The sequence below is a fragment of the Nonlabens sp. genome (assembly GCF_965657255.1).
In the GTDB taxonomy this organism is placed as follows: Bacteria; Bacteroidota; Bacteroidia; order Flavobacteriales; family Flavobacteriaceae; genus Nonlabens.
The window spans coordinates 327,587-351,599 of record NZ_CBFHNM010000001.1 but is presented as its reverse complement, the minus strand read 5'-3'; the positions used below and the strand labels follow the sequence as shown (position 1 = coordinate 351,599).

Annotated in this window: 15 protein-coding genes and 1 tRNA gene; 10 read left to right on the top strand and 6 right to left on the bottom strand. The window is 36.4% G+C overall.

Features of this window, described 5'->3' with window-relative positions:
* Positions 1-226 precede the first annotated feature (226 nt).
* Positions 227-451 carry a methyltransferase domain-containing protein gene (locus ACTF54_RS01590; protein WP_438968659.1) on the top strand — a complete coding sequence of 75 codons (225 nt, stop codon included), beginning with the start codon at positions 227-229 and terminating at the stop codon, positions 449-451.
* A gap of 358 nt (positions 452-809) precedes the next feature.
* Here ACTF54_RS01590 and polA read toward each other — a convergent pair whose 3' ends face one another.
* Positions 810-3,647 (bottom strand): DNA polymerase I, encoded by a 2,838-nt coding sequence (gene polA, locus ACTF54_RS01585; RefSeq protein WP_438968575.1) that lies wholly within the window; start codon positions 3,645-3,647, stop codon positions 810-812.
* Between the two features lie 211 nt (positions 3,648-3,858).
* Complete coding sequence (locus ACTF54_RS01580; protein WP_438968574.1) at positions 3,859-5,124, bottom strand: MFS transporter; 1,266 nt, start codon at positions 5,122-5,124, stop codon at positions 3,859-3,861.
* 134 nt (positions 5,125-5,258) lie between these two features.
* Between ACTF54_RS01580 and ACTF54_RS01575 the strand changes: the two genes are divergently transcribed.
* Together ACTF54_RS01575 and ACTF54_RS01570 are read left to right on the top strand one after the other, a co-directional pair.
* The gene (locus ACTF54_RS01575) at positions 5,259-6,494 is read left to right on the top strand and encodes a metallophosphoesterase (RefSeq protein ID WP_347196311.1); all 1,236 of its coding nucleotides are present in this window, start codon (positions 5,259-5,261) and stop codon (positions 6,492-6,494) included.
* An 86-nt stretch (positions 6,495-6,580) separates the two neighbouring features.
* The gene (locus ACTF54_RS01570) at positions 6,581-6,877 is read left to right on the top strand and encodes a thioredoxin family protein (protein ID WP_347196310.1); all 297 of its coding nucleotides are present in this window, start codon (positions 6,581-6,583) and stop codon (positions 6,875-6,877) included.
* A gap of 7 nt (positions 6,878-6,884) precedes the next feature.
* Here the strand turns inward: ACTF54_RS01570 and ACTF54_RS01565 are convergent, their stop codons facing one another.
* Complete coding sequence (locus ACTF54_RS01565; protein WP_438968658.1) at positions 6,885-7,484, bottom strand: polysaccharide deacetylase family protein; 600 nt, start codon at positions 7,482-7,484, stop codon at positions 6,885-6,887.
* A gap of 16 nt (positions 7,485-7,500) precedes the next feature.
* Positions 7,501-10,905 (bottom strand): DUF2723 domain-containing protein, encoded by a 3,405-nt coding sequence (locus tag ACTF54_RS01560; RefSeq protein ID WP_438968573.1) that lies wholly within the window; start codon positions 10,903-10,905, stop codon positions 7,501-7,503.
* Between the two features lie 230 nt (positions 10,906-11,135).
* Between ACTF54_RS01560 and ACTF54_RS01555 the strand changes: the two genes are divergently transcribed.
* Positions 11,136-11,206, top strand: a tRNA-Gln gene (locus tag ACTF54_RS01555).
* A gap of 83 nt (positions 11,207-11,289) precedes the next feature.
* On the opposite strand, the gene ACTF54_RS01550 is transcribed toward ACTF54_RS01555, so the two are convergent.
* Positions 11,290-12,111, bottom strand: a complete 822-nt coding sequence (locus tag ACTF54_RS01550; protein WP_347196308.1) for a universal stress protein — start codon at positions 12,109-12,111, stop codon at positions 11,290-11,292.
* 149 nt (positions 12,112-12,260) lie between these two features.
* Between ACTF54_RS01550 and rimP the strand changes: the two genes are divergently transcribed.
* The 3 genes from rimP to infB are packed head-to-tail and all read left to right on the top strand — an operon-like array spanning position 12,261 to position 16,902.
* Entirely contained in the window at positions 12,261-12,728 is a 468-nt protein-coding gene (gene rimP, locus ACTF54_RS01545) for a ribosome assembly cofactor RimP (RefSeq protein ID WP_347196307.1), read from the top strand.
* An 8-nt stretch (positions 12,729-12,736) separates the two neighbouring features.
* On the top strand, positions 12,737-13,969 hold the full coding sequence (gene nusA / locus ACTF54_RS01540) for a transcription termination factor NusA (protein ID WP_347196306.1): 1,233 nt from the start codon (positions 12,737-12,739) through the stop codon (positions 13,967-13,969).
* 26 nt (positions 13,970-13,995) lie between these two features.
* A complete protein-coding gene (gene infB, locus ACTF54_RS01535) occupies positions 13,996-16,902 on the top strand; it encodes a translation initiation factor IF-2 (RefSeq protein ID WP_347196305.1) in 2,907 nt (968 codons plus the stop codon).
* A 634-nt stretch (positions 16,903-17,536) separates the two neighbouring features.
* Here the strand turns inward: infB and ACTF54_RS01530 are convergent.
* Positions 17,537-17,914: an SPOR domain-containing protein gene (locus ACTF54_RS01530; protein WP_347196304.1), complete on the bottom strand. Its 378-nt coding sequence runs from the start codon at positions 17,912-17,914 to the stop codon at positions 17,537-17,539.
* 183 nt (positions 17,915-18,097) lie between these two features.
* On the opposite strand from ACTF54_RS01530, the gene ACTF54_RS01525 reads away from it, so the two are divergent.
* From ACTF54_RS01525 to nrfD, 3 genes are read left to right on the top strand one after another with little or no spacing between them, the layout of a single operon-like run.
* Positions 18,098-19,444: a c-type cytochrome gene (locus ACTF54_RS01525; protein WP_438968572.1), complete on the top strand. Its 1,347-nt coding sequence runs from the start codon at positions 18,098-18,100 to the stop codon at positions 19,442-19,444.
* Positions 19,445-19,464: 20 nt separating this feature from the next.
* On the top strand, positions 19,465-22,545 hold the full coding sequence (locus ACTF54_RS01520; RefSeq protein ID WP_438968571.1) for a TAT-variant-translocated molybdopterin oxidoreductase: 3,081 nt from the start codon (positions 19,465-19,467) through the stop codon (positions 22,543-22,545).
* A 27-nt stretch (positions 22,546-22,572) separates the two neighbouring features.
* Entirely contained in the window at positions 22,573-24,009 is a 1,437-nt protein-coding gene (nrfD, locus tag ACTF54_RS01515; RefSeq protein ID WP_347196301.1) for an NrfD/PsrC family molybdoenzyme membrane anchor subunit, read from the top strand.
* Positions 24,010-24,013: the final 4 nt, after the last annotated feature.

Genomic DNA, 24,013 nt, shown 5'->3' with positions numbered 1-24,013 from the left:
GAATTTGTTTCATTAATATAGAGAAGTTAACTTCATTATCTTAGGCGATAGTTTAACTACAATGCTATCAGCCATTTTATTAGACTATTAAGTCAGCAAAATATGATAATAATGTCAAGAAAGAAATGCTTACCTATCTTCTCGAAAACCCAAAAACCATTATAGACATGGGCTGTAGAGTTGGAGCTTTTCTTGAGCTTTTTAAAAACAAAATTAACGTAGAGACATAGGGAATAAAGTATATGGATCAATAAGCTTAGATTGTACTATTAAACTTGATAAAGTTTTCTCTGGTCCATGTGAAGATTACCTCAATCAACTGCCAATTAATTATTTTGACGTAATTTACTGTAATGACGTTTTAGAACATTTTGTGGATCCTGAAATGGTTTTTACTAAGTTAAAAAAGAAACTTACCAAAAAAAAGGATCATAATCAGTTCCATTCCTAACATACGATACCACAATACTTTTATGCGTCTGTTATTTAAAAAGACTAGATTTATAATGATCATGGTGTGATGTGGTATCTACTTACACAGATTTACAAAAAATATAAAATCTCCGATGAATTAGAAAAAACTTATTTTTTTCCATGGAAATAAAATTTTACATCAAAACCTATTTATAAACCAATCAAGCATATTTAATGGAAAAACATTATCTCCAATTGAAAAAGTTGCACACCCTAAAACCAGTAAGATTTGACATGCCAACTATTTGTGTTGGCATTGTCTAAATCAGATCGAGATGTTGTTATAATTTATAAAAGGTCAATGTAAACCAGCAGATTTACATATGTGCGGAAACTTAATGAGCTTCCAACCAATTCATCCCAACACCTACTTCCACATCTAAAGGAACAGACATCTTATAGGCATTTTGCATCTCGTCTTGAATCAGTTTTTTCATGTCTTCTAACTCGTCGTTATGAATGTCAAAAACCAATTCATCATGAACTTGCAGTAACATTTTAGACTTACAATCCATCTCTTCAAACTTCTTATGGATATTGATCATGGCTATTTTAATAATATCTGCTGCACTACCTTGTATCGGTGCGTTCACAGCGTTACGCTCGGCAGCGCCTCGCACTACCGCATTAGAACTATTAATATCTTTTAAATAACGACGTCTTCCTAAAACCGTTTCAACATAGCCGTTTTCTCGAGCAAAATTGACCTGATCGTCCATGTAAGCGCGCAGTTTAGGGTATGTTTTATAATAGGTGTCAATTAATTCCTTTGCCTCGTTGCGATCTAGATCTGTCTGGTTGCTTAATCCAAAGGCGCTTACCCCATAAATAATCCCAAAATTCACCGTTTTTGCATTGCTACGTTGTTCTCTAGTTACATCTTCAAGGGCTACATTAAATACTTTTGCAGCTGTGGAAGCATGAATATCTTCACCGCTTTGGAAAGCAGCCATCATGTTTTCTTCTTCACTTAATGCTGCGATAATACGCAATTCAATTTGAGAATAATCGGCAGCGACGAGTGTGTAATTTTCATCTCTCGGCACAAATGCTTTACGCACTTGACGACCACGTTCTGTTCTAATAGGAATGTTTTGCAAGTTAGGATCTGTAGAACTTAAACGACCAGTTGCAGCAACGGTTTGCATATAATTAGTATGTATGCGTTGTGTATTTTTATCTACCTGATTGGGTAAAGCATCAACGTATGTTGATTTTAATTTGGCAAGACCACGGTATTCCAGTACATCTGCAATAATTTGATGGTCTTTGGCGAGATAACTCAGCACATCTTCGGCGGTAGAATATTGCCCAGTTTTCGTCTTTTTAGGCTTCTCAACCAACTGCATTTTACCAAATAATATTTCTCCTAATTGCTTCGGCGAGCCAATATTAAATTCTTCTCCTGCAGTTTCATAAATATCTTTTTCTAGACGTTCTATGTCTTCGTTCAGCTTTCGCGAAAGCGAACTTAAAAAATCACCATCTAGATTGACACCTTCTATTTCCATAGCCGCCAGCACATCGAGCAACGGCATTTCTATATCCTTAAAAAGCTTGTCGGTTCCAGCGGCTGCAAGTTCTGGAACAAACTTTTCTTTGAGCTGAAATGTAATATCGGCATCTTCAACCGCATATTCTTTTTGCTTTTCCAGATCTACATCTCGCATAGAAAGCTGGTTCTTTCCTTTTTTACCTATAAGTTCCACTATAGACTGTGGCGTATAATTCAAATAAGTTTCGGCTAGCACGTCCATATTATGACGCATATCTGGATTGATAAGATAATGAGCGAGCATGGTGTCAAACATGGGACCTTTTACGTCAATCCCATATTTGTCTAGCACTTTGATATCGTATTTTAAGTTTTGACCTACTTTTTCGATAGATTCACTTTCAAAGAATGGTTTTAGTTGATCGACAACAGCTTGCGCAGCATCGCGATCTTCAGGAATAGGTAGATAAAATCCTTTTCCTTTTTCCCATGAAAATGCGATTCCTACAAGCTCTGCAGTAAGTGCATCCAGTCCAGTAGTTTCTGTATCAAAACATACACTAGATTGTTGCATTAAAGATTTTAAAAACAATTTAGTTCCCATTCCTTCTTGAACTAATTGATATAAATGATCGCTGGTAGAAAGATTTTGCCTTCCTGTAGTAGCAGCTTCAGCGGCTGTTCCTGATCCTGGAGCGTCAAAGAGGGAAAACTGCCCAGCGCCTGCAGAATTGTTCTCCGCTGCGCTCGAACTGACATTTGATTTACTCTCTGGCAACTCTTTACTAAAAATCTTTGCCATGGTTTCTTTAGCACGACGGAATTCGAGCTCGTCAAAAATCTCATGAACAGCCTCTACGTTAGGATCGTCTAGTTCATAATTTTTAGCATTAAAAGTTACAGGACAGTCCAGCCTAATGGTAGCCAGTTTTTTAGAAAGCAATCCTAATTCTGCATTAGCGATGACCTTTTCTTTCATTTTACCTTTTAGCTTATCCGTATTTGCTAGAAGACCTTCCATAGAACCATACTGGGCAATAAATTTCTTTGCCGTTTTATCTCCTACACCAGGTAATCCAGGGATATTATCACTGGCATCACCCATCATTCCTAGGTAATCGATCACTTGTTCTGGTCGTTCTACTTCAAATTTTTTCTGCACCTCAGGAATTCCCCATATTTCAATACCATTACCCATTCGGGCAGGTTTGTACATAAAGATATTTTCAGATACTAATTGAGCATAATCCTTATCTGGTGTAACCATATAAGTAGTAAAACCTTCTTTTTCGGCTTGTTTTGCTAGTGTTCCTATTAAGTCATCAGCCTCGATTCCTGCTTCTTCTACGATAGGAATATGCATGGCTTTTAGGATTTTTTGAATATAGGGAACCGCTATTTTAATGGCTTCAGGAGTCTCATCACGATTTGCCTTATAATCGGCGTACATTTCTACACGTTCTTTACTTCCTTCTTTATCAAAAGCAACGGCTAGGTACTCTGGTTTTTCACGTCTTATCACGTCAAAAAGACTATTTGTAAAACCCATAATCGCACTAGTATCCATACCAGCACTATTAATTCTAGGGTTTTTAATAAGCGCATAATAACCTCTAAAAATCAAGGCATAAGCATCTAGGAGAAATAATCTTTTATTGTCAGTACCGTCGTTAGTCATTGTAAAAATTTAAGGATGCTAAAGATAAAAAACGAACCTAGGAAAAATGGAATTCAAAACAGCAATTATGACTTTTTATACACAAGATTACTGTTCTAAAAAGAGTGTTTTATAAAGAATAGGTAGATAAGTGTTCCGCTTTCGCGAAAGCGGAATTATTAAAATCATTATCGTTTTAATAGATAGTAATCTATCCTAAATGATGAGGTTGTTAATCATTTTCACGATCCTCAAAGTCTTTCCTTAAATCCAATTTTCTAAAGGTAGGAGAGACCAAAGCGGTAGTTATTACCGTAATTAATGTCATCGTACCACCGAATACTACTGCAGTCACTGTTCCCATTAATTTTGCTGTGACACCACTTTCAAAAGCACCTAACTCATTTGAAGAACCTACAAACATAGAGTTGACAGACGCCACACGACCACGCATGTGATCTGGCGTTTTCAATTGTAATATGGTCTGTCTGATGACCATTGAAACACCGTCAGTTACACCACTAAAAAATAGGGCTGCTACAGAAATCCAAAACGAAGTAGAAAGACCAAATACAATAATGCAAACTCCGAATCCGAAAATAGCGGTGAGCAATTTCATACCAGCATTTTTACTGATAGGGAGATAAGCCGTCGCGATCATGGTTAAAATCGCGCCTACTGATGGCGCAGCACGTAAGATTCCAAAACCTTCACTTCCTACCTGTAAAATATCTTGTGCAAAAATAGGAAGTAAAATAACCGCACCACCGAATAGTACGGAAATCATATCTAAAGTCAACGCTCCTAGAATTGCTTTGGTCTTAAATACAAATCCCAATCCTTCTTTTAAACTTTGGATGATAGGCTCGTTAATTTTTGTGTTTAAAATTGGTTTTTTAGAAATAAAGAAAACCGTAACAAAAGCTAGAGAAACTAAGCTGAAAACAATGCATAAAGACCAGTGAACACCAAACCAACTGATCGCAAAACCAGAAAAAGCCAGTCCTACTACAGATGCTATTTGCCATGCAGAGCTGCTCCAGGTTGCGGCATTAGGATACGCTTTTTTAGGAACGAGTAAAGCGATTAATGAAAATAAAATAGGACCGAAAAAGGATCTCAAGAATCCGCCAAAAAACACCAAGGCATAAATGCAGTATAAAACCGTATCGGTAGACCAACCGGCGATAATTTCTGGCCAAGTCAGTAAAAACAATCCTAAACTTATTAGTGAAAACGCACCTATGCAAAGTGCTAACAAATTACGTTTCTCTTTTTGATCTACAATATGACCAGCAAATAGCGCCATTGAAAATGCTGGCACAAACTCCATCAAACCTATAATAGCAAGTGACCACGGATCTTTAGTGATAGAATATACTTGCCATTCAATTACAATAAACTGCATGGACCAACCGAATACTAGCAAGAAGCGCATTATTAAAAAAATGTTGAATTCTTTAAAACGCAGTGCTGCGTAAGGATCGTTTTTATTCATGTTTTGAATAGATTCTTGTTTTTATTTGGCAAGTTATTTCATCAGATGCGCAAGATACCTGTTTGCCTTAATATCGAATTTAGTTTAACAATCTACCAACATTTTGATACTCATTTATGCAATAGATTCGCACGATGCGTTTTATAATATTTTTTGCCGTAGTAATTTTACTTGAAATTTATTCTTTCCAACTTATTAGAACCTTATCTCGTGGTCACTGGTGGAAATGGGTTTATCTAGGAGTTACCATTTTAGTTATTGGAAATGTATTTCTACAGTTTTATTTGTATCCTAATCGTGGTGTTGTTTCTGGGGCAAGAGATTTTGCAGTGACTTTGTTGCTTGCCTTTTTAGCAGCGCAATTTGTCTTTGTGCTTTTTATGTTAGGAGAAGATATTTTTAGGTTTTTTGAAGCTATTTATAACTCGCTTTTGCGGAAGCAAACCCCAGATCAATCTTTCTTACCTAGTAGAAGAGCATTTATCTCAAAGGTAGGATTGGGACTCGCAGCACTTCCATTTGGAGCGCTGTTATATGGAGCATGGAAGGGGAAATACAATTATCAAGTACGCGAGTATGAATTAACTTTTGATGATTTACCTGAAGCTTTTGATGGGTATAAAATCACTCAATTAAGCGATATCCATGTAGGAAGTTTTGATGATAAAGAAGAAGTTAAATATGCTATAGATCTCGCAAATGAACAACAGAGCGATTTGATTCTATTTACTGGAGATTTAGTAAATAACGTTGCAACAGAGCTGTATGGTTGGGAAAATGTTTTTGGGTCTCTCACGGCAAAAGATGGTGTGTATTCTGTTCTAGGGAATCATGATTACGGCGATTATGCGCAATGGGACTCTCCACAGGCAAAAAAAGCCAATATGCAAGAGCTTTACCGTATTCAAAAAGATATGGGCTGGCGGTTATTACTAGACGAGAATGAGAAAATCACTCGTGGAACAGATTCTATAAATATAGTAGGTGTTCAAAATTGGGGTGGCGGCAGGTTTCCTAAATATGGTAACCTAGAGAAGGCAGCTACAGGATTAACTAATGAAGATTTTAAGGTCTTATTGAGTCATGATCCTACGCACTGGGATCTACAAGTTAAAGATGATGAGAAAAAATATCATTTGACGTTAAGTGGTCACACGCATGGTATGCAATTTGGTATTGAGATTCCTGGTTTTATAAAATTAAGTCCCGCGTGGTTTGCCTATAAAAAATGGGCAGGTATTTATAAAGAAGCAAATCAATTTTTAAATGTGAATCGTGGTTTTGGATTTCTAGGTTATTCTGGTCGTGCTGGAATATGGCCAGAGATTACAGTGATTACTTTGAAAAAAAGGCTTCATAAAACTAGTTAGGTAAATTATTTAAATCCTTGTTTATCATCCATTAGTACAACTTTTGTGGTTTTTACGTACATTTGGATATACTTTAATTTGTGATTATGTCAAAGTTCGGTGAGCTGATTAGTGCAAATGTCCCTGTATTGTTCAATTTCTTTACAGATTGGAACGAGGATACGGTTGCTATGAACGTGGTATTGCGTAATGTCGCTGCTGCTTTAGGTGATAAGGCCAAAGTCATTAAAATTGATATAGAGAAAAATCCAGAACTTTCTGAAGCCTTGCGTATTAAAGGTGTTCCTACTTTTATCATTTATAAAAATGGTGAAATGAAATGGAGGCAAAGCGGTGTACAGGATGACAATACGTTAATTCATCATTTACAGCAATTTTATTAAAATCTGATTAAGAAATCGATTTACTTTTCCATCCTTTGCTTTCAATGAAGCTTAGGTATTCTGGTAATATTTGTTTCAATTTTTCAAAACTCTTTTCACTATCGTGGAAAACGATTACGCTGCCGTTTTTAGTGTTTTTCTTTAGATTTTTAAGACAAGACGCAGCGGCTCTATTCATGTCAAAATCGCCTGAAAGCACATCCCATAAAATGATTTTATAACCTTTTGCAATTAGGTTTTTAGTGATATCCCGTTTAATGCGGCCATACGGTGGTCTAAACAAATTAGAATCTATATGTTTTGCACATTCTGTTACATCTTCTAAATAGGTTTCACTAGAAGTTTTCCAAGCATTTAAATGGTGTTGGGTATGGTTTCCTATAATATGGCCGTTTTCTAAAAGCTTATCATAGGTTTTTGGAAACTGTTTCACTTTTTCTCCTATGCAAAAAAACGTGGCTTTATATTGAAACTTATCTAGTTGTTCCATCACAAAATCAGTTACTTCTGGTGTTGGTCCATCGTCAAAGGTTAAGTATATAGTTCGTTCTTCACGATTTCCATGCCAGTAATAACTAGAAAAACGCCTTGAAAACCAATCTGATATATGATCTGGATATGTTCTAATCTTGACTTAGGGTATCTACAGGCAGTTCTTCCCTTGCTGTGGTTACATTATCTACCGAGTTATCTAATAAATCTCTCAATTCCATCTCTTGAGCAGAATCTGGATACATTTCTAGATCAATATCGCTATCCTTTTTAATGTAATAGGCTTCATTCAAATATCTAACAAATGGTTTGAAATATTCATTATATACATCTACATGTTTGTCTATCATTTCTTGATCTTCATAGTACACTGGTACTTCGGCCATTGAATTATAGCGCACTAGCGCTTGCTGGATGCGATTATAGTTCAACTCTTGCTCTTGTAAGGTTAAAGCATTATAATGATCTAACTCGTCTTGATATTTCAAGATCACCTTGTTCAATATATCGCGAGCTTTTTCTTTTTTATCCAGCTCATAGTATCCAGATACGAAAGGCTCTAACATAGAGTAATTACCATAAAATTCTAATGGCATATTTTCCATGCCTATGTCTAATAATTCTTCAGCTTTTTTAAATTGGCCATCTTTTGTCAAAGCTTCTGATGCTCGAGTAATGTTACTTCTATAACCTACACTATTACGTCTGGTTTCTACATCGTGATAAATATCTGAAGAACCACCGTTACCCCAATCCCAGTTTTTGATTACCTTATAAGCATAATCAGGATCTATTCTTCCCATATCAAAAGGATCGCGTGGATCTTCTGGTGTTGTTTTAATAGGTGTTAATCTAAAAGCACAACCGTCTAATTGCAGATAGTCCTTCATCCAGATATAATCCTCATCACCAAATGCGCCACCGGAAAAATAAATAGGTCGCTCCCAGTTGTTTGCATTAATGATATCTAGCATGAACATTCTGTTTTTATAGATCGCATTGCTTTTTATGTTAATGACAATCTCATCCACAATTTTATCAGCATCTTTTTGAGCTACGACACCATTTTTAAGAACTGCTTCTTTGTTAACAGGAATAGAGATGAATTTTGAAGGAAAGGTATGTTCAAAATGACTGTTTCTCATTTCCACTTGCGTTACTAGCTTATCACTAGCAATCCAATCCATCCATTGATTAAGAGGCATCGTATCTGGTACAACGAGGTTAGATTTTTGATTTAGTTCACTCATGCGCTGCTGCAGTAATTCTTTGTCTGCGTAGTAAAGAGCGTCGCGAGTTCCATATTTGTATTTATTGTGTTGAAGATTAGAAGGAACGGGCTCGCTTTCCCATGCTTTTTTCTTCATATCATCCATGTACCAGTCTGTACTCAATAATGAGGTGCAGACAACACGCACGTCAGTACGATAACCTTCTACTTCTTGTGCATACCATAAAGGAAATGTATCGTTGTCGCCTATTGTAAATATCAAAGCGTTAGGCAAGCAACTGTCCAGGTATTTTTTTGCGCTAGCTAGAGCTGTATATTTATCAGATCTATCATGATCGTCCCAGTTTTGATAACCCATAAGTAAAGGTGCAGCAGCAAAACATACAGATAAAGAAACTATCTGGGCTAGTTTTGACTTTATGAGATCGCATAACATTTCATAAACTGCATAAACACCCATTCCTATCCACATGGCAAATACAGAGAACGATCCTACATATGCATAATCACGTTCCCTAACTTGAAACATGGATTGATTGAGATATACAATGATTGCAAGTCCTGTAAAGATAAATAAGGCTAGTGTCACGTAAAAAGATTTCAAATCTTTACGAGCATGAAAAACAGCACCTAAAATTCCAAGTATTAGTGGTAAAAAGAAATAAGTATTGCGGCTTTTATTGTTTAACATGTCGTCGCTTAATTCATCTTGAGTGCCTAAACGCAATTCATCAAGAAATTTAATTCCGCTGATCCAGTTACCGTCATAATTATCCCATTCGCCTTGTATATCATTTTGTCTACCAGCAAAATTCCACATGAAATAACGCATATACATATAGCTAATTTGATAATTAGTCATGTATTTTAAATTGCTTGCAAAACTAGGTTTATCTATATCCACGGCTTCACGCAAAGAAACCAGCACTTCTATATATTCTTCTGTTTCAATAGTCCCGCGTTGTAGCCTGCGATCATAATCGTCTAGTACTGACAGCAATTCTTGGTTATTACGGAATTCTGGTTTTATTGTGTAATCCAGACCACCCATAAAATCTATATAATTAGAAGATCTAGAAGGATCTGTCATACGTGGGAAAAACCCTTTATGTTTATCACTAGTATTGGGAATCGCGTCTTTATAATTATTAACGATAACATATTTACCTAATTTATAATCTTTTTCATACTTAGGTTTCTCATCTTTAAAGGCTTCATTGTCCTCTGTATCAGGATCATCTTCATTATATCCAGCGTACATATCAGTAAATGACATGCCGTAAAATAATCCTGGAGAAGGATATTGCTCTCGGTTATAATAAGCAAGAAGTGCTCTTGCATCTTCAGGTCTGTTTTCATTTATTGGCGTTCCAGCATTAGCTCTTATAGGTAACATGGTCCAGGAAGAGAATCCTACAAGTACAAACATGATACATAAAGTGATCGTGTTTAATAGTGGTAGGTTACGCTTTCGCGAAAGCGAGATCAAAAAAGCAAATAATGTAACAATAAGTAATAAAGCGATTATGGTACCAGAGTTGAACGGAAGGCCGATGTCATTGACAAAAAAGAGCTCTAGATATCCAAATATGGCTAGTGTATAAGGTCCTAAAAATAGAAATACAAACAAAAGCACTGCTATCACAGCAATATTTGCAACTATAAAATTGAATACGGTTATGTTTTTATAGTGATGAAAATACCAAAGCAAGCCTATCGCAGGAATGGTTAAAAGAGCTAAAAAGTGAACACCAAATGAAAGACCTGTTATAAAGGAGATAAGAATCAGCCACCTATTTCCTCTAGGTTCTGACATATCTCTTTCCCATAGCAGTCCTAAATAAAATATAGAGGCCATTAGGAGTGATGCTGGAGCATATACTTCAGCCTCTGCAGCGTTAAACCAGAAACTGTCTGTTACTGCATAGGCTAAAGATCCGATGGCAGCTGCTCCCAAAACCATTAAATCGTTAGCTTGATCTTTGAGAATATGTCTCTTCAATAACAAGGTAATAGACCAGAACATAAATAAAATTGTAAAGGCACTAGAAAACACCGATAGTAGATTAACGGTATAAGCAATATCTGTTGCATCTAGAGCAAATACTGAAAATGCAGCTCCCATCATTTGATACAGTGGTGCTCCTGGAGGATGACCTACCTCTAATTTTGATGAAGTGGCAATATATTCACCAGCGTCCCAATAGCTTACTGTAGGTTCTACCGTGCTCCAAAATATAAAAAGTGCAATGGCAAAAACAGCCCAGCCTGTAATTTTATTTAGTTTTGTGTAGTTCAATTTCATAGTGGTTATTAACTCTTGCGAAAATAAGATTTTATGATCGTATACACCATACAAACGTTTAATAGAAAATTACAGTATGATTTAACCAAGATTTTACGATAAAAATGAATTGATGTGATTGGTGAATGAGTAGTAGTGGCTTGTTATAAAAGAGCTTTAAAGAAAGATTTTATTTTTTTACGATTTTTATTTGCTCAATTTGAGAATTGTTATAAATTTGCAACCGATTTTGTCCCATGGTGTAATGGTAACACTCCGGTTTTTGGTACCGTCATTCAAGGTTCGAGTCCTTGTGGGACAACAAGTAAAACCCGATTCTTCATTGAATCGGGATTTTTTTTTGGTTCTTTTTTTTGCTTTCGCGAGAGCGGAATAATTTTAATCTTATTTGATCCTAAAAGTAATTACAGGCAAACTAGAGTGGTTTACAACATCTTCACTAACGCTTCCGTTAAAAAAATGCGATAAACCGCGTCTACCATGATTTGCCATCCCTATCAAGTCTCCTTTTACGTCTTTGGTATAATTAAAAACTCCTTCTTCTACTGATGTGTCATTATATATAGTGCATTCTCCAGGAACTACATTGACGTTTTTTAGGTATTCACTCATCATCGCTTCTGCTTTTCTGGTTGTTAAGAAGTTAGATGGCGTGTTTACATATAACAGATGTAGGTTGCAATTTGTGTTTTTAGCAAATTTATCTGCTTCTTGCAATGCACTTGTTGATTCAGGATCTAAATCGGTAGCAAAAATAAATTCATTTACATCAAGTCTATTTTTACGATCCTTAACTACTAGCACTGGTACTTCAGAATTGCGCACTACTTTTTCTGCATTAGAGCCTATGAATAAATTACGCATACCTTCTGCGCCATGGCTTCCCATTACTATCAGATCTGCATTATGTCTTTTAACGGTGTCCATGATACCACTAAAAGCGGCTCCAGTTTCTACATCTCCATGAATGGTTACACCTTGTAAAAAATCTGCTTTAAGGAGGTTGTCAAATTTTTCTTTAGCCAGTTTCATAAAAAAAACTGCCTCAGGAAGATTTGAACTGGCGTTATTTGCTAAGTGTAATGGTAGGTCTAATTGATGTAATAGAAAAAGTTCACCATTGTTTTCACGAGCTATATCTGCTGCAACTCTCAACGCATTTTCAGCCTGAATTGAAAAGTCTGTTGGGACAATAATTTTTTTCATAGTGGTTGAATTTTGATCACTTAAAGATACAAAAAAAACTAAGTTTATCGTTCTGTTTTTTAAGCCTTTGGAAATGCTTAAAAAAATAGTATATTTGCAAAGTATTTGAACAAATGTGAGGGGACAAAAAGTCCCCTCTTTTTATAAATATGTTGAAAGAAAAAGTAGAAGAATTACTAAACGCGGCGTTTGAAGAACGTCCAGATTTATTTTTGATTGATTTCAAAATGGGTGCTGGTAATGAGATAAAGGTTGTTATTGATGGTGATGAAGGAGTGAAGTTGTCAGACTGTATGTTCTTTTCTAGAGCGGTTGAACATAATCTAGATAGAGAGGAGTATGATTTTTCTATAGAAGTATTAAGTGCAGGTGCATCGTCTCCTTTGAGTTCTTCTAGGCAGTTTATCAAGAATATAGGCCGAGATATTCAAATTGTAGATCGTGATAAAAGAACGGAAACGGGACTTTTAACGATAGCAAATGATGAAGTTGTAACTATTACCTGGAAAGCACGGGAGCCCAAGCCGGTAGGTAAGGGTAAGGTTACTGTTCAAAAAGAATGGACCTTGAAATATGAAGATATTAAGCAAGCGAAAGTTGTTATAAAATTTAATTAAAAAGTAGTATGGAAAATCTCGCATTGATCGAGTCTTTTTCTGAGTTTAAAGATGATAAAATGATAGATCGTGTCACATTGATGGCGATCTTAGAAGATGTTTTTAGAGCCGCCTTGAAAAGAAAGTATGGTGAAGATGACAACTTTGATATTATCATTAATCCAGACAAAGGAGATTTAGAGATCTGGCGTAATCGTGTTGTTGTCGCAGATGATGAGGTGGAAGACGATAATTCAGAAATATCTCTTACTGAAGCTCAAAAAATTGAGCCAGATTATGAAGTAGGTGAAGATGTTGCAGAAGAAGTGAAGTTAATACAATTGGGACGTCGTGCAATTCTTGCGTTAAGACAAAATCTAATTTCAAAAATTCATGAACACGATAACACTAATATCTTTAAGCATTTTAAGGAGTTAGAAGGCGAACTTTATAATGCAGAAGTGCATCACATAAGACATAGAGCTATTATCTTACTTGATGATGACGGTAATGAGATTATCATGCCTAAAGATAGACAGATACCTTCTGACTTTTTTAGGAAAGGTGAAAATGTACGTGGTGTAATAGAAAGTGTTGAGTTGAGAGGCAATAAGCCTAACATTATATTGTCAAGAACTTCGCCAAAGTTTCTAGAAAAACTGTTTGAACAGGAGATTCCAGAAGTTTTTGATGGTGTTATTTCTGTCAAAGCTGTTGTTAGAGAGCCAGGAGAAAAAGCTAAAGTAGCTGTTGATAGCTATGATGATCGTATAGACCCAGTTGGGGCTTGTGTAGGAGTGAAGGGTTCACGTATTCATGGAATTGTTCGTGAATTAGGTAATGAGAATATCGATGTAATCAATTATACATCAAATATGCAATTGTATATTGCAAGGGCGTTAAGTCCAGCTAAAATCATATCCATCACCTTAAATGAAGAGACTAAGAAAGCTGAAGTGCGTCTAAATCCTGAAGAGGTTTCTAAAGCAATAGGTAGAAGAGGTCACAATATTAGATTAGCTGGTAAATTAACTGGCTATGATATTGATGTGATAAGAGAAGGTGGAGAAGAAGACGTAGAGTTAACTGAATTTAAAGATGTGATCGACGGATGGGTCATTGAAGAATTAAGTAAGATAGGACTGGATACTGCCAAAAGTGTTCTAGAGCAAGACGTTGCTGACTTAATAAAACGTACAGACCTTGAGGATGAAACAGTACTAGATGTTGTTAGAATTCTTAGGGCAGAATTTGAAGATTAAAATTAAAGTCAATCCTGAACCATTTTATGGCTGAAGTAAAAAATATGAGACTCAACAAAGTTCTAAGAGAATTTAACATCTCTTTAGATCGTGCTGTGGAGTATCTCAATTCCAAAGGAATTGAAATCGAGGCTCGTCCTACCACGAAAATAGACGGAAGCGTTTATCAAGCACTAGCGGATGAGTTTCAAACTGACAAAAGCAAAAAAGTTGCCTCAAAGGAAGTAGGTGCTGAACGTCGCAAAGAACAAGAAGAATTGCGATTGCAGCGAGAAAAAGAACTAGAGGAAAAACAGAAAAGACAACAAGAGGTTATTAAGGCAAAAGCCTCTCTTGATGGTCTGAAGCAAGTTGGTAAAGTAGATCTTGATGCCGGTAAAAAAGCTGAACAGTCCACTGAGCAAACTCAAAATCCTATTGAACCTGCAAATGAAACGCCTGAGCCAATAGATAAACCGACTAAAGATGTAGAGGCTAAAGAACCTGCAGCTGAAGAGTCCAAAGCTATTGAGCAGGTTTCTAATAGGCCTAAAGTAGTAGGTACTACTGTTAAGGGTAAAATTGATCTAGGGTCTAAAAAGAGTAAGCCAAAGACTAAGTCGAAGGCTAAGCCAAAAGCTGCCAACACCAAGGAGGTTGCAAAAGATACTCCGAAAGTAGAAAAGCCAGTGGATGAGGAAAAGAATAAAGTTGTTGTAGATCAAGATACAACCAATGATGCATCAATAGATGCTCCAGTGACCGAAATTTCTGAGACAACTACTATCTCAGAAGGTCAAGAATCCGAGGTGATTAAAACCGAGTATAAAAAACTAGGTGGTTTAAAAGTTACTGGAAAGAAAATAGACCTTTCTCAATTTGCTAAGCCAAAGAAAAAGGCTGCCGATACAAACAGAGGCAAGCGCAAGCGTATTTCTAAGCCAGGTGCGCCTGGTTCTAGTGGAGGTGCTGCAAAACGCGGTGGAAATAACAATAGACGTGGTGGAACAGGTTCTGGTTCTGCCGGTCGTAAAAACATTGTTAAAGAAGAGCCTACTGATGAAGAAATTCAAAAACAAGTTAGAGAAACCTTAGAAAAACTTCAAGGAAAGTCTTCTAACAAAGGGGCTAAAAACCGTCGTCAAAAGCGTGATAGACACCGTGATAAAGTTGATGCAGCAGAACAAGCACAAGCAGAAGATAAGTCATTACAGGTAACAGAATTTGTAACGGTTAGCGATTTATCGATTATGATGGATGTTCCTGTAAACAAAGTTATTGGTGCTTGTATGTCATTAGGAATGATGGTTACTATGAATCAAAGACTTGATGCAGAGACAATGTCTATCGTTGCTGAGGAATTTGGTTTTGAAGTGGAATTTGTAAATGCTGATATTGAAGAAAGTATTGCAGAAGATGTAGATAAGGAAGAAGATTTAGTTACTCGTGCGCCTATTGTTACCGTTATGGGTCACGTAGATCACGGTAAAACATCTCTTCTTGATTATATTAGAAAAGAAAATGTTATTGCAGGTGAAAGTGGTGGGATTACTCAGCATATCGGCGCATATGGAGTAGAGTTAGATAATGGTCAGAAAATCGCATTTCTAGATACTCCAGGTCACGAAGCGTTTACCGCAATGCGTGCCCGTGGTGCTCAAGTAACAGATATTGCAATTATTGTTGCTGCGGCAGATGATGATATCATGCCACAGACTAAAGAAGCTATATCCCATGCACAGGCTGCAGGAGTTCCAATAGTATTTGCTATAAACAAAATTGACAAGCCAGACGCTAATCCAGAAAGGATTAAAGAAGGTCTTGCTCAAATGAATTTATTAGTAGAGGATTGGGGTGGAAAAATACAGTCTCACGATATTTCAGCTAAAGTAGGTACAGGAGTCAAGGAATTACTTGAGAAAGTCCTTCTTGAAGCTGAGTTGTTGGATTTAAAGGCAAATCCTAATAAGCCGGCAACTGGAACTGTTGTTGAAGCATTTTTGGATAAAGGTCGTGGTTATGTCTCTACCATACTTGTTCAAGCAGGTACTCTTAAAGTCGGTGATTATGTCCTTGCTGGTCCTAGACATGGTAAGATTAAGGCGATGCAAGATGAACGTGGAAATGACGTACTAGCTGCTGGTCCGGCTACTCCAGTTTCTATCTTAGGATTGGATGGTGCTCCTCAAGCAGGTGATAAATTCAATGTGTTTGATGATGAGCGTGAAGCTAAGTCAATTGCAGCAAGACGCACACAATTACAACGTGAACAATCTGTAAGAACTCAGAAAACACTATCCTTAGATGAGATCGGCCGTCGTATAGCATTAGGAGACTTCCAGGAGTTGAACCTGATTCTTAAAGGTGATGTTGATGGTTCTGTTGAGGCCTTAACAGATTCATTCCAAAAGTTGTCTACTGAAGAAATTCAAGTTAATATTATACACAAAGGTGTTGGAGCGATTACAGAAAGTGACGTATTGTTAGCAACAGCTTCAGATGCCATAATAATAGGATTTAATGTAAGGCCTCAAGGTAATGCAAGAATTGTAGCTGATAGAGAAGAGGTTGATATTCGTACTTATTCAATTATTTATGATGCGATCAATGACCTGAAAGATGCAATGGAAGGAATGCTTTCTCCAGAACTTAAGGAGGAGATCACTGGTAACGCAGAAGTAAGACAAACCTTTAAGATTTCTAAAATCGGTACAATTGCAGGTTGTATGGTTACTGATGGTAAAATCTACAGAAACGGTGGAGTGAGATTGATTAGAGATGGAATTGTCGTTTACACCGGAGAATTAGTTGCTCTTAAACGTTTCAAAGATGACGTGAAAGAGGTGGCTAAAGGTTACGAGTGTGGTATGCAGATTAAAAACTATAACGACTTACAAGAAGGTGATATTTTAGAATCCTTTAGAGAAGTCGAGGTCAAAAAGACTCTTAAGTAATCTTAAATTAGTTATACAACAAAAGCGCCTTCATTTTAATGAAGGCGCTTTTTTATTGTGGTATGATATTTATACGTTTATCGTATTATTTTATATGATGCTTTTTTACTAGTTCTAAGAATATAGAAAATCCAAGAGTTTTCATCTCAATATAGCAGCTCTTATTTTATTTTTTATCAAGTAACTTCTGGTGTTAATACTATGTTGGATCAGCAATTGAAGGTTTTAAATATTCTTATATGAATGCATGTCTTCTTGTTTTGCGAACTATCATGATTGATATTATAGTGATTTACATGAATAACAATTTATTATCTTAGAAATAAATTAATGTCACAATAATAATTGTTATTTAATTTCATTGAGTATGTTAGGAGTTCATTGTTGCGATTGGCAAGCTTATATTGAAGATGACATTAAGTTGTCATACCTTGGTTTAAAGTGAATTCTGATTATTGAATATTTTGAAATTTTATTTGTTCTGGTTTGTTTTCAATAATGTGTTATAATTTCATTTATTTACTTGTTTAGTGACTGTAAATGAAAAAACTCAATGGTTTTATCCCATTGAGCTTAAATTTTTGATTATGACATTCTAAAAAGGTATAATGTCAATATTTAAAAGTGATGATATTTATGGTTTTAATATAAACGCATCTTTGTAATCTTCCTTTATTTTAAGCAATGCTCGGTCTGCTTCTAATCTACTCCTATAGGTTCCTACCCATATTTTATGATATGGTGATTCCCATTTTAATTCTGATTTCCAAGGTAGATCTAAAGCGTCATACTTTTGTTTTATGTCTATTGCTTTGTCCCTTTCACCATAAAATAATTGAATAGTAAATCGATCTTTAAAATCACCAGATCGATCCATGGCTATTTTTGTTGAAACAAGCTCATCTAATTTTGGCTTGTTTACAGGTTTATAACTCTGTGCAAATCCTTGAAATGCAGTTGAAAACAAGCTTAGAAAGAGTAAGATTGATTTGATGTTTTTTGTATATTCCATAGGCGTTATGTTGTTATTTCGCTTTCGCGAAAGCGAATTTATTTAGAATTATTATAAATTATTTTCTTCATTTTATCCGATGCAAAAATAAACGATTTATGACCTATTTTTGCAGAAGCATTTACGATACGGTAAAATACCGTAATTATTGTGCCAAAGTTATTGTAATATTCATTAAGCAAGATGATAAATAGGAAATTACATTTTTCTGCATGGCAGTTTTTGTTAGCTTTCGTTTTTGTACTACTTAATTCTTTAAGTGTACAGGGGCAAGAAGCTGCCACCATAGATGGTGAGCCCGCAGTACCTGTAGAGGCGAGTAGTAGCGGAGACGCGGCGTTAGGAGAGGCGCTTTTTAAAGCCAACTGTGCTTCATGTCATAAACTGTACAAAAAAGCGGTAGGACCTGCTCTTTTTCAGGTGAGTCAAAAGTATGAACGCGAGTGGTTGTATAAGTGGATTAAAAACTCTGCTAAATTGATTGCTTCGGGAGATGCTCAAGCGGTTGCTATTTATAACGAGTACGGTCAGCAGAATATGAATTCTTTTGAGCAGCTCAGTAACCTAGACATTGATAATATATTAGCCTATACAGATACAGAAAAGCCTGTTCCAACAGCTGCCATTGCAGGTTCAGAAAATGTTGCAGTTTCTGGTACGGTCGATATGTCTATGACTAACAATATTATACTAGGTGCTCTTGCCATTGTATTGTTACTTTTAGTGGTTCTTTTGATTGTTGTTAACAAGACTCTAAAGCGTTTTGCAGAAGCTAATGGAATTCAAACTGAATTTGATGAAGAGGAAGGTGAGCAGCGAACTCCTATTTGGAAGGCATTTGTTCAAAATCAATTTTTGGTCTTAGTGTCTGCGATATTTCTTTTGTTAGCTAGTGCTTATTTTGCTTATGGTGCTTTAATGAGTGTTGGTGTTGATCAAGGTTACGCTCCTGTTCAGCCTATCCATTATTCTCATAGGATTCATGCTGGTGCAAGTCAGATAGATTGTAACTATTGTCACTCTAGTGCCCGAGAGTCAAAGCATTCTGGGATTCCTTCATTAAACGTTTGTATGAACTGTCATAAATCTATTGGTGAAGTGGCAGAGTCAACATATCAAGAAGGTATGGATGAATATGGGATAGATTATAATAAAGAAATCCAGAAATTATACGCTGCAACTGGATGGGATAGTGAAGAGCAGAAATTTGTTGGAGAGGAGAAGCCGGTTCGATGGGTTCGTATACATAACTTACCAGATCTAGCTTATTTTAATCATGCTCAACACGTTACTGCCGGTAACATAGCTTGTCAAACTTGTCATGGTCCTGTTGAAGAAATGGAGATCATGTACCAATATTCACCATTAACAATGGGATGGTGTATCAACTGTCACCGAGAGACTAATGTAGATCTTCAAGGTAACGGTTATTATGAAAAAATTCACAAAGAACTTTCTGAAGCTCGCGGTGGTCGCCAATTGACTATTGCAGATTTAGGTGGACTTGAATGTGGTAAATGCCACTACTAATCATATAGTTTTAGATATTTATGGCTACTACTAAAAAATACTGGAAAAGTACAGCGCAACTTGATGAAAGCAATGAGATGGTAAAAAATCTCGAGCAAAATGAGTTTGCTAGTCCTATTCCTTCTGATGAGTTTTTAGGAAACGATCAGGCGATGGAAGGCTCAAATACCTCTCGACGTGATTTCTTAAAATACGTAGGATTCAGTACAGCTGCAGCCTCACTTGCTGCCTGTGAAGGTCCTGTTCTTTACTCGGTTCCTTATGTGAATCAACCAGAGCAAATTATTCCAGGAATGGCTAATTATTATGCAACAACGATTGCTAATGGTTATGATTTTGCTAGTGTTTTGGTCAAAACACGTGAAGGGCGTCCTATCAAAATAGAGAGTAATAGAGATGCTGCTTTTCGTGGTCATGCAAATGCGCGTGTTCATGCATCTGTTTTATCTTTATATGATAATAATCGTTTAAAGACTCCAATGGTAAATGGAGCAGAATCTACTTGGGAAGAGCTTGATAATCAAGTCTCTGCTAAGTTAAATCAATTAAATGGTAAGGAGTTAGTCGTTCTTGCACGTACGTATGCAAGTCCATCGATGACGTCAATAATTTCTCAGCTTAAAGATAAATATTCAAATGTACGTGTTGTTACTTATGACACTGTTAGTGAGGATGCTTCTCTCGACGCTTTTGAAGCTAAATATGGAGTTCGCGCTTTAGCAGATTATGACTTTACTAAAGCTGCTACGATTGTTTCAATAGGTGCTGATTTTGTAGGTGACTGGCAAGGTGGTGGATTTGATAAAGGTTATGCGCATTCTCGTGTTCCTAATAACGGTAAAATGTCTCATCATATTCAGTATGAGGCAAATATGACTCTTTCTGGCGCTAACGCTGATAAGCGTTATCCAGTAACACCAACGGAACAGAAACATATTCTTGCTGCACTTTACAGTAAGATAGTTGGCGGTAGTTCTTCTGTTGCGCTTTCAGATAAGATTTCTAAATCAGTAGAACAAACGGCTATAAGTCTTAAAAGAGCTGGTAGTAAAGGTGTTCTGCTTTGTGGTATTCCTGATAGGGATGCTCAACAGTTAACTATTGCTATAAATAACGCATTAAGTTCTTCAATTGTTGACACTAATGCTCCTATTATGACACGTCAAGGTGATCGTAAGGCGGTAGAGTCGTTGATTAAGGATATGAATGCTGGAAACGTTGGTGCAATTTTTATTGCGGGTGTTGATCCGGTTTATAGTTATAGTGAGAGTGATGCTTTCGCGAAAGCGTTATCAAAAGTTGCTTTAAAAGTATCGTTTGCTTCATCTATGAATGCAACAGCTGCAAAGTGTGATTATGTAGCAACTGTTCCTCATTTCTTAGAGTCTTGGGGTGATACGGAAATTAAGAAAGGGCATGTATTTTTAACACAGCCAACAATAAAACCTATTTTTGATACACGTCAAGTTGAGGAAACTTTATTGAAGTGGTCTGGTAGTAACACTTCTTATAAAGATGTGTTGAAAGAGATCGTTATTTCTGCTGGTTCTAATTGGAACAAATCTTTACAAGATGGTTTTTACAAATCTTCAGGTGTTGTTTTTAGCGATGATAGTTCTAATGTTGAGCAGTCAAAGGTTATTTCTAATGCATCTGCTTTATCGTCTTTGGCTAATGCTAAGAAAGAGTCTGGTTTTGAACTTACGCTATACACTAAGACTGGTTTAGGTGATGGTTCAATGGCAAACAATCCTTGGTTACAAGAGTTGCCTGATCCTATTACTAGAACCACATGGGATAATTATGTTACTATTTCTCAAGCTGATGCTGAAACGCTAGGTGTTGTTAATGAAAATGTAGCTAATGGTGCTCTAGACGGAAGTTATGTTACTGTTAGTTTAAGTGGTGTTGAAAGAAAATTGCCAGCGCTTATTCAGCCAGGTCAGGCAGTCGGAACAATTGGTATTGCTTTAGGTTATGGTCAGACTGCTGCAATTCAAGAAGAAATGCAAACTGGAGTAAATGCTTATCCTTTTTATAAAGATGGTATTTCTGTTCAGACGGTTACCGTTAAGGATGCAGGAGATACTCACGAGTTTGCTTGTACACAATTACAAAATACAATGATGGGTCGCGATATAATTCGTGAAACCGATCTCGCAACATATATTTCAGGTCATAAGGATGAGTTTAATCCTATGCCAGAAGTTTCATTGAATCATATTGAAACTCCTGTGACATCCCCGGATGTTGATCTTTGGGCTAGTTTTGATAGGTCTACTGGACATCATTTTAATATGTCTATTGACTTAAACGCTTGTACTGGTTGTGGTGCTTGTGTTGTAGCTTGTCATGCAGAGAATAATGTTCCTGTTGTAGGAAAGTCTGAGGTAAGAAAATCTAGAGATATGCATTGGTTGCGTATTGATAGATATTATTCATCGACAGACAGTTTTGAAGACGATGAGGCTAAAAAAGATGGTTTTGACGGATTAGGTTTGTTTAGTGATAATGGTTCTTTAGCTGGTTTTGGTGAATTAGAGATTCCAGCAGATAATCCACAGGTAGCTTTCCAGCCAGTAATGTGTCAGCACTGTAATCATGCTCCTTGTGAGACGGTTTGTCCAGTTGCGGCATCTTCGCATGGTCGTCAAGGGCAGAATCATATGGCTTATAATAGATGCGTTGGTACACGTTACTGTGCTAATAACTGTCCTTATAAAGTCCGTAGATTTAACTGGTTCTTGTACAATGGTAATGATGAATTTGATTATCACATGAACAACGATTTAGGTCGTATGGTGATAAATCCTGATGTTACTGTGAGAAGTCGTGGAGTGATGGAGAAATGTTCTCTTTGTATACAAATGACTCAAATGACTATTCTTGAAGCTAAGAAGGATGGCCGTATGATTAAGGATGGTGAATTTGCTACCGCATGTTCTAATGCTTGTTCAAATGGAGCTATTACATTTGGCGATATCAATGACAAGGAATCAGAGATTTTTAAAGTGAAGAAACAAGACCGTATGTATCACCTTTTAGAGGAAGTAGGAACTGAGCCTAATGTGATGTATCAGGTTAAAGTGAGAAATATATAATTAACTAGGAAAACTAATCAAGACATTATGGCTCATTATGAAGCGTCCATAAGAAGACCTCTGGTTACAGGAGATAAGACATATTCTGATGTAACAAGAGACATTGCGGCACCAGTAGAAGGTGAGGCAAACAAGCAATGGTGGATTGTTTTTACAATCGCACTTGTTGCCTTTCTTTATGGATTAGGATGTATTACGTATACGATCTCTACCGGTATTGGTGTTTGGGGATTGAACAAGACTATTGGATGGGCTTGGGATATTACTAATTTTGTATGGTGGGTAGGTATTGGTCACGCAGGAACACTTATTTCTGCTGTACTATTATTGTTCCGTCAAAAATGGAGAATGGCAATTAACCGATCTGCAGAGGCGATGACTATATTTTCGGTTATCCAAGCAGGTTTGTTTCCTATTATTCACATGGGTCGTCCATGGTTAGCTTACTGGGTTTTACCTATTCCTAATCAATTTGGTTCCTTATGGGTAAACTTTAATTCACCTTTACTTTGGGATGTATTTGCAATTTCAACTTATTTATCGGTTTCACTTGTTTTCTGGTGGACTGGTTTATTGCCTGACTTTGCAATGATAAGAGATAGGGCGATAACTCCTTTTAATAAAAAGATATACGGTATACTATCTTTTGGATGGTCAGGTCGTGCTAAAGATTGGCAACGTTTTGAGGAAGTCTCCTTAGTTCTTGCTGGTTTAGCAACACCTTTGGTACTTTCTGTACATACGATCGTATCTTTTGATTTTGCGACATCTGTTATACCAGGATGGCACACCACTATATTTCCACCATATTTTGTTGCTGGAGCTGTATTTTCTGGTTTTGCTATGGTAAATACCTTACTTATTGTTATGAGGAAGGTAGTTCATCTTGAGAATTATATTACTATTCAACATATAGAGTTGATGAATATTGTAATTATGATTACCGGTTCTATTGTTGGTGTGGCATACATAACGGAGTTGTTTGTTGCATGGTACTCTGGTGTAGAATATGAACAGTATGCTTTCTTAAATAGAGCAACTGGTCCTTATTGGTGGGCGTATTGGTCGATGATGACATGTAATGTTTTTTCACCTCAATTCATGTGGTTTAAAAAGTTAAGAACAAGTATAATGTTTTCATTTGTAATATCTATTGTTGTAAATATAGGGATGTGGTTTGAAAGGTTCGTTATTATCGTAACCTCACTACATAGGGACTACCTTCCTTCTTCATGGACAATGTTTTCACCTACGTTCGTAGATATTGGTATTTTCATTGGTACAATTGGTTTCTTCTTTGTATTATTCTTATTGTATTCTAGAACATTCCCTGTTATTGCTCAGGCCGAGGTGAAATCTATATTAAAGTCCAGCGGTAGCAAGTATAAGAAATTAAGAGAAGATAAAATGACGTCTAACACTGGAGCTTCAACTGGAGATCCTATCGCTCATCCAGGTGAATAGAACT

Coding starts and splice junctions, on each gene's coding strand:
- ACTF54_RS01570 (WP_347196310.1), top strand. CDS start 6,581: ATGTCAAAGTTCGGTGAGCTGATTAGTGCAAATGTCCCTGTATTGTTC.
- ACTF54_RS01520 (WP_438968571.1), top strand. CDS start 19,465: ATGGCTACTACTAAAAAATACTGGAAAAGTACAGCGCAACTTGATGAA.
- nusA (WP_347196306.1), top strand. CDS start 12,737: ATGGAAAATCTCGCATTGATCGAGTCTTTTTCTGAGTTTAAAGATGAT.
- ACTF54_RS01530 (WP_347196304.1), bottom strand. CDS start 17,914: ATGGAATATACAAAAAACATCAAATCAATCTTACTCTTTCTAAGCTTG.
- ACTF54_RS01550 (WP_347196308.1), bottom strand. CDS start 12,111: ATGAAAAAAATTATTGTCCCAACAGACTTTTCAATTCAGGCTGAAAAT.
- ACTF54_RS01525 (WP_438968572.1), top strand. CDS start 18,098: ATGATAAATAGGAAATTACATTTTTCTGCATGGCAGTTTTTGTTAGCT.
- rimP (WP_347196307.1), top strand. CDS start 12,261: ATGTTGAAAGAAAAAGTAGAAGAATTACTAAACGCGGCGTTTGAAGAA.
- polA (WP_438968575.1), bottom strand. CDS start 3,647: ATGACTAACGACGGTACTGACAATAAAAGATTATTTCTCCTAGATGCT.
- ACTF54_RS01580 (WP_438968574.1), bottom strand. CDS start 5,124: ATGAATAAAAACGATCCTTACGCAGCACTGCGTTTTAAAGAATTCAAC.
- ACTF54_RS01575 (WP_347196311.1), top strand. CDS start 5,259: ATGCGTTTTATAATATTTTTTGCCGTAGTAATTTTACTTGAAATTTAT.
- infB (WP_347196305.1), top strand. CDS start 13,996: ATGGCTGAAGTAAAAAATATGAGACTCAACAAAGTTCTAAGAGAATTT.
- nrfD (WP_347196301.1), top strand. CDS start 22,573: ATGGCTCATTATGAAGCGTCCATAAGAAGACCTCTGGTTACAGGAGAT.
- ACTF54_RS01560 (WP_438968573.1), bottom strand. CDS start 10,905: ATGAAATTGAACTACACAAAACTAAATAAAATTACAGGCTGGGCTGTT.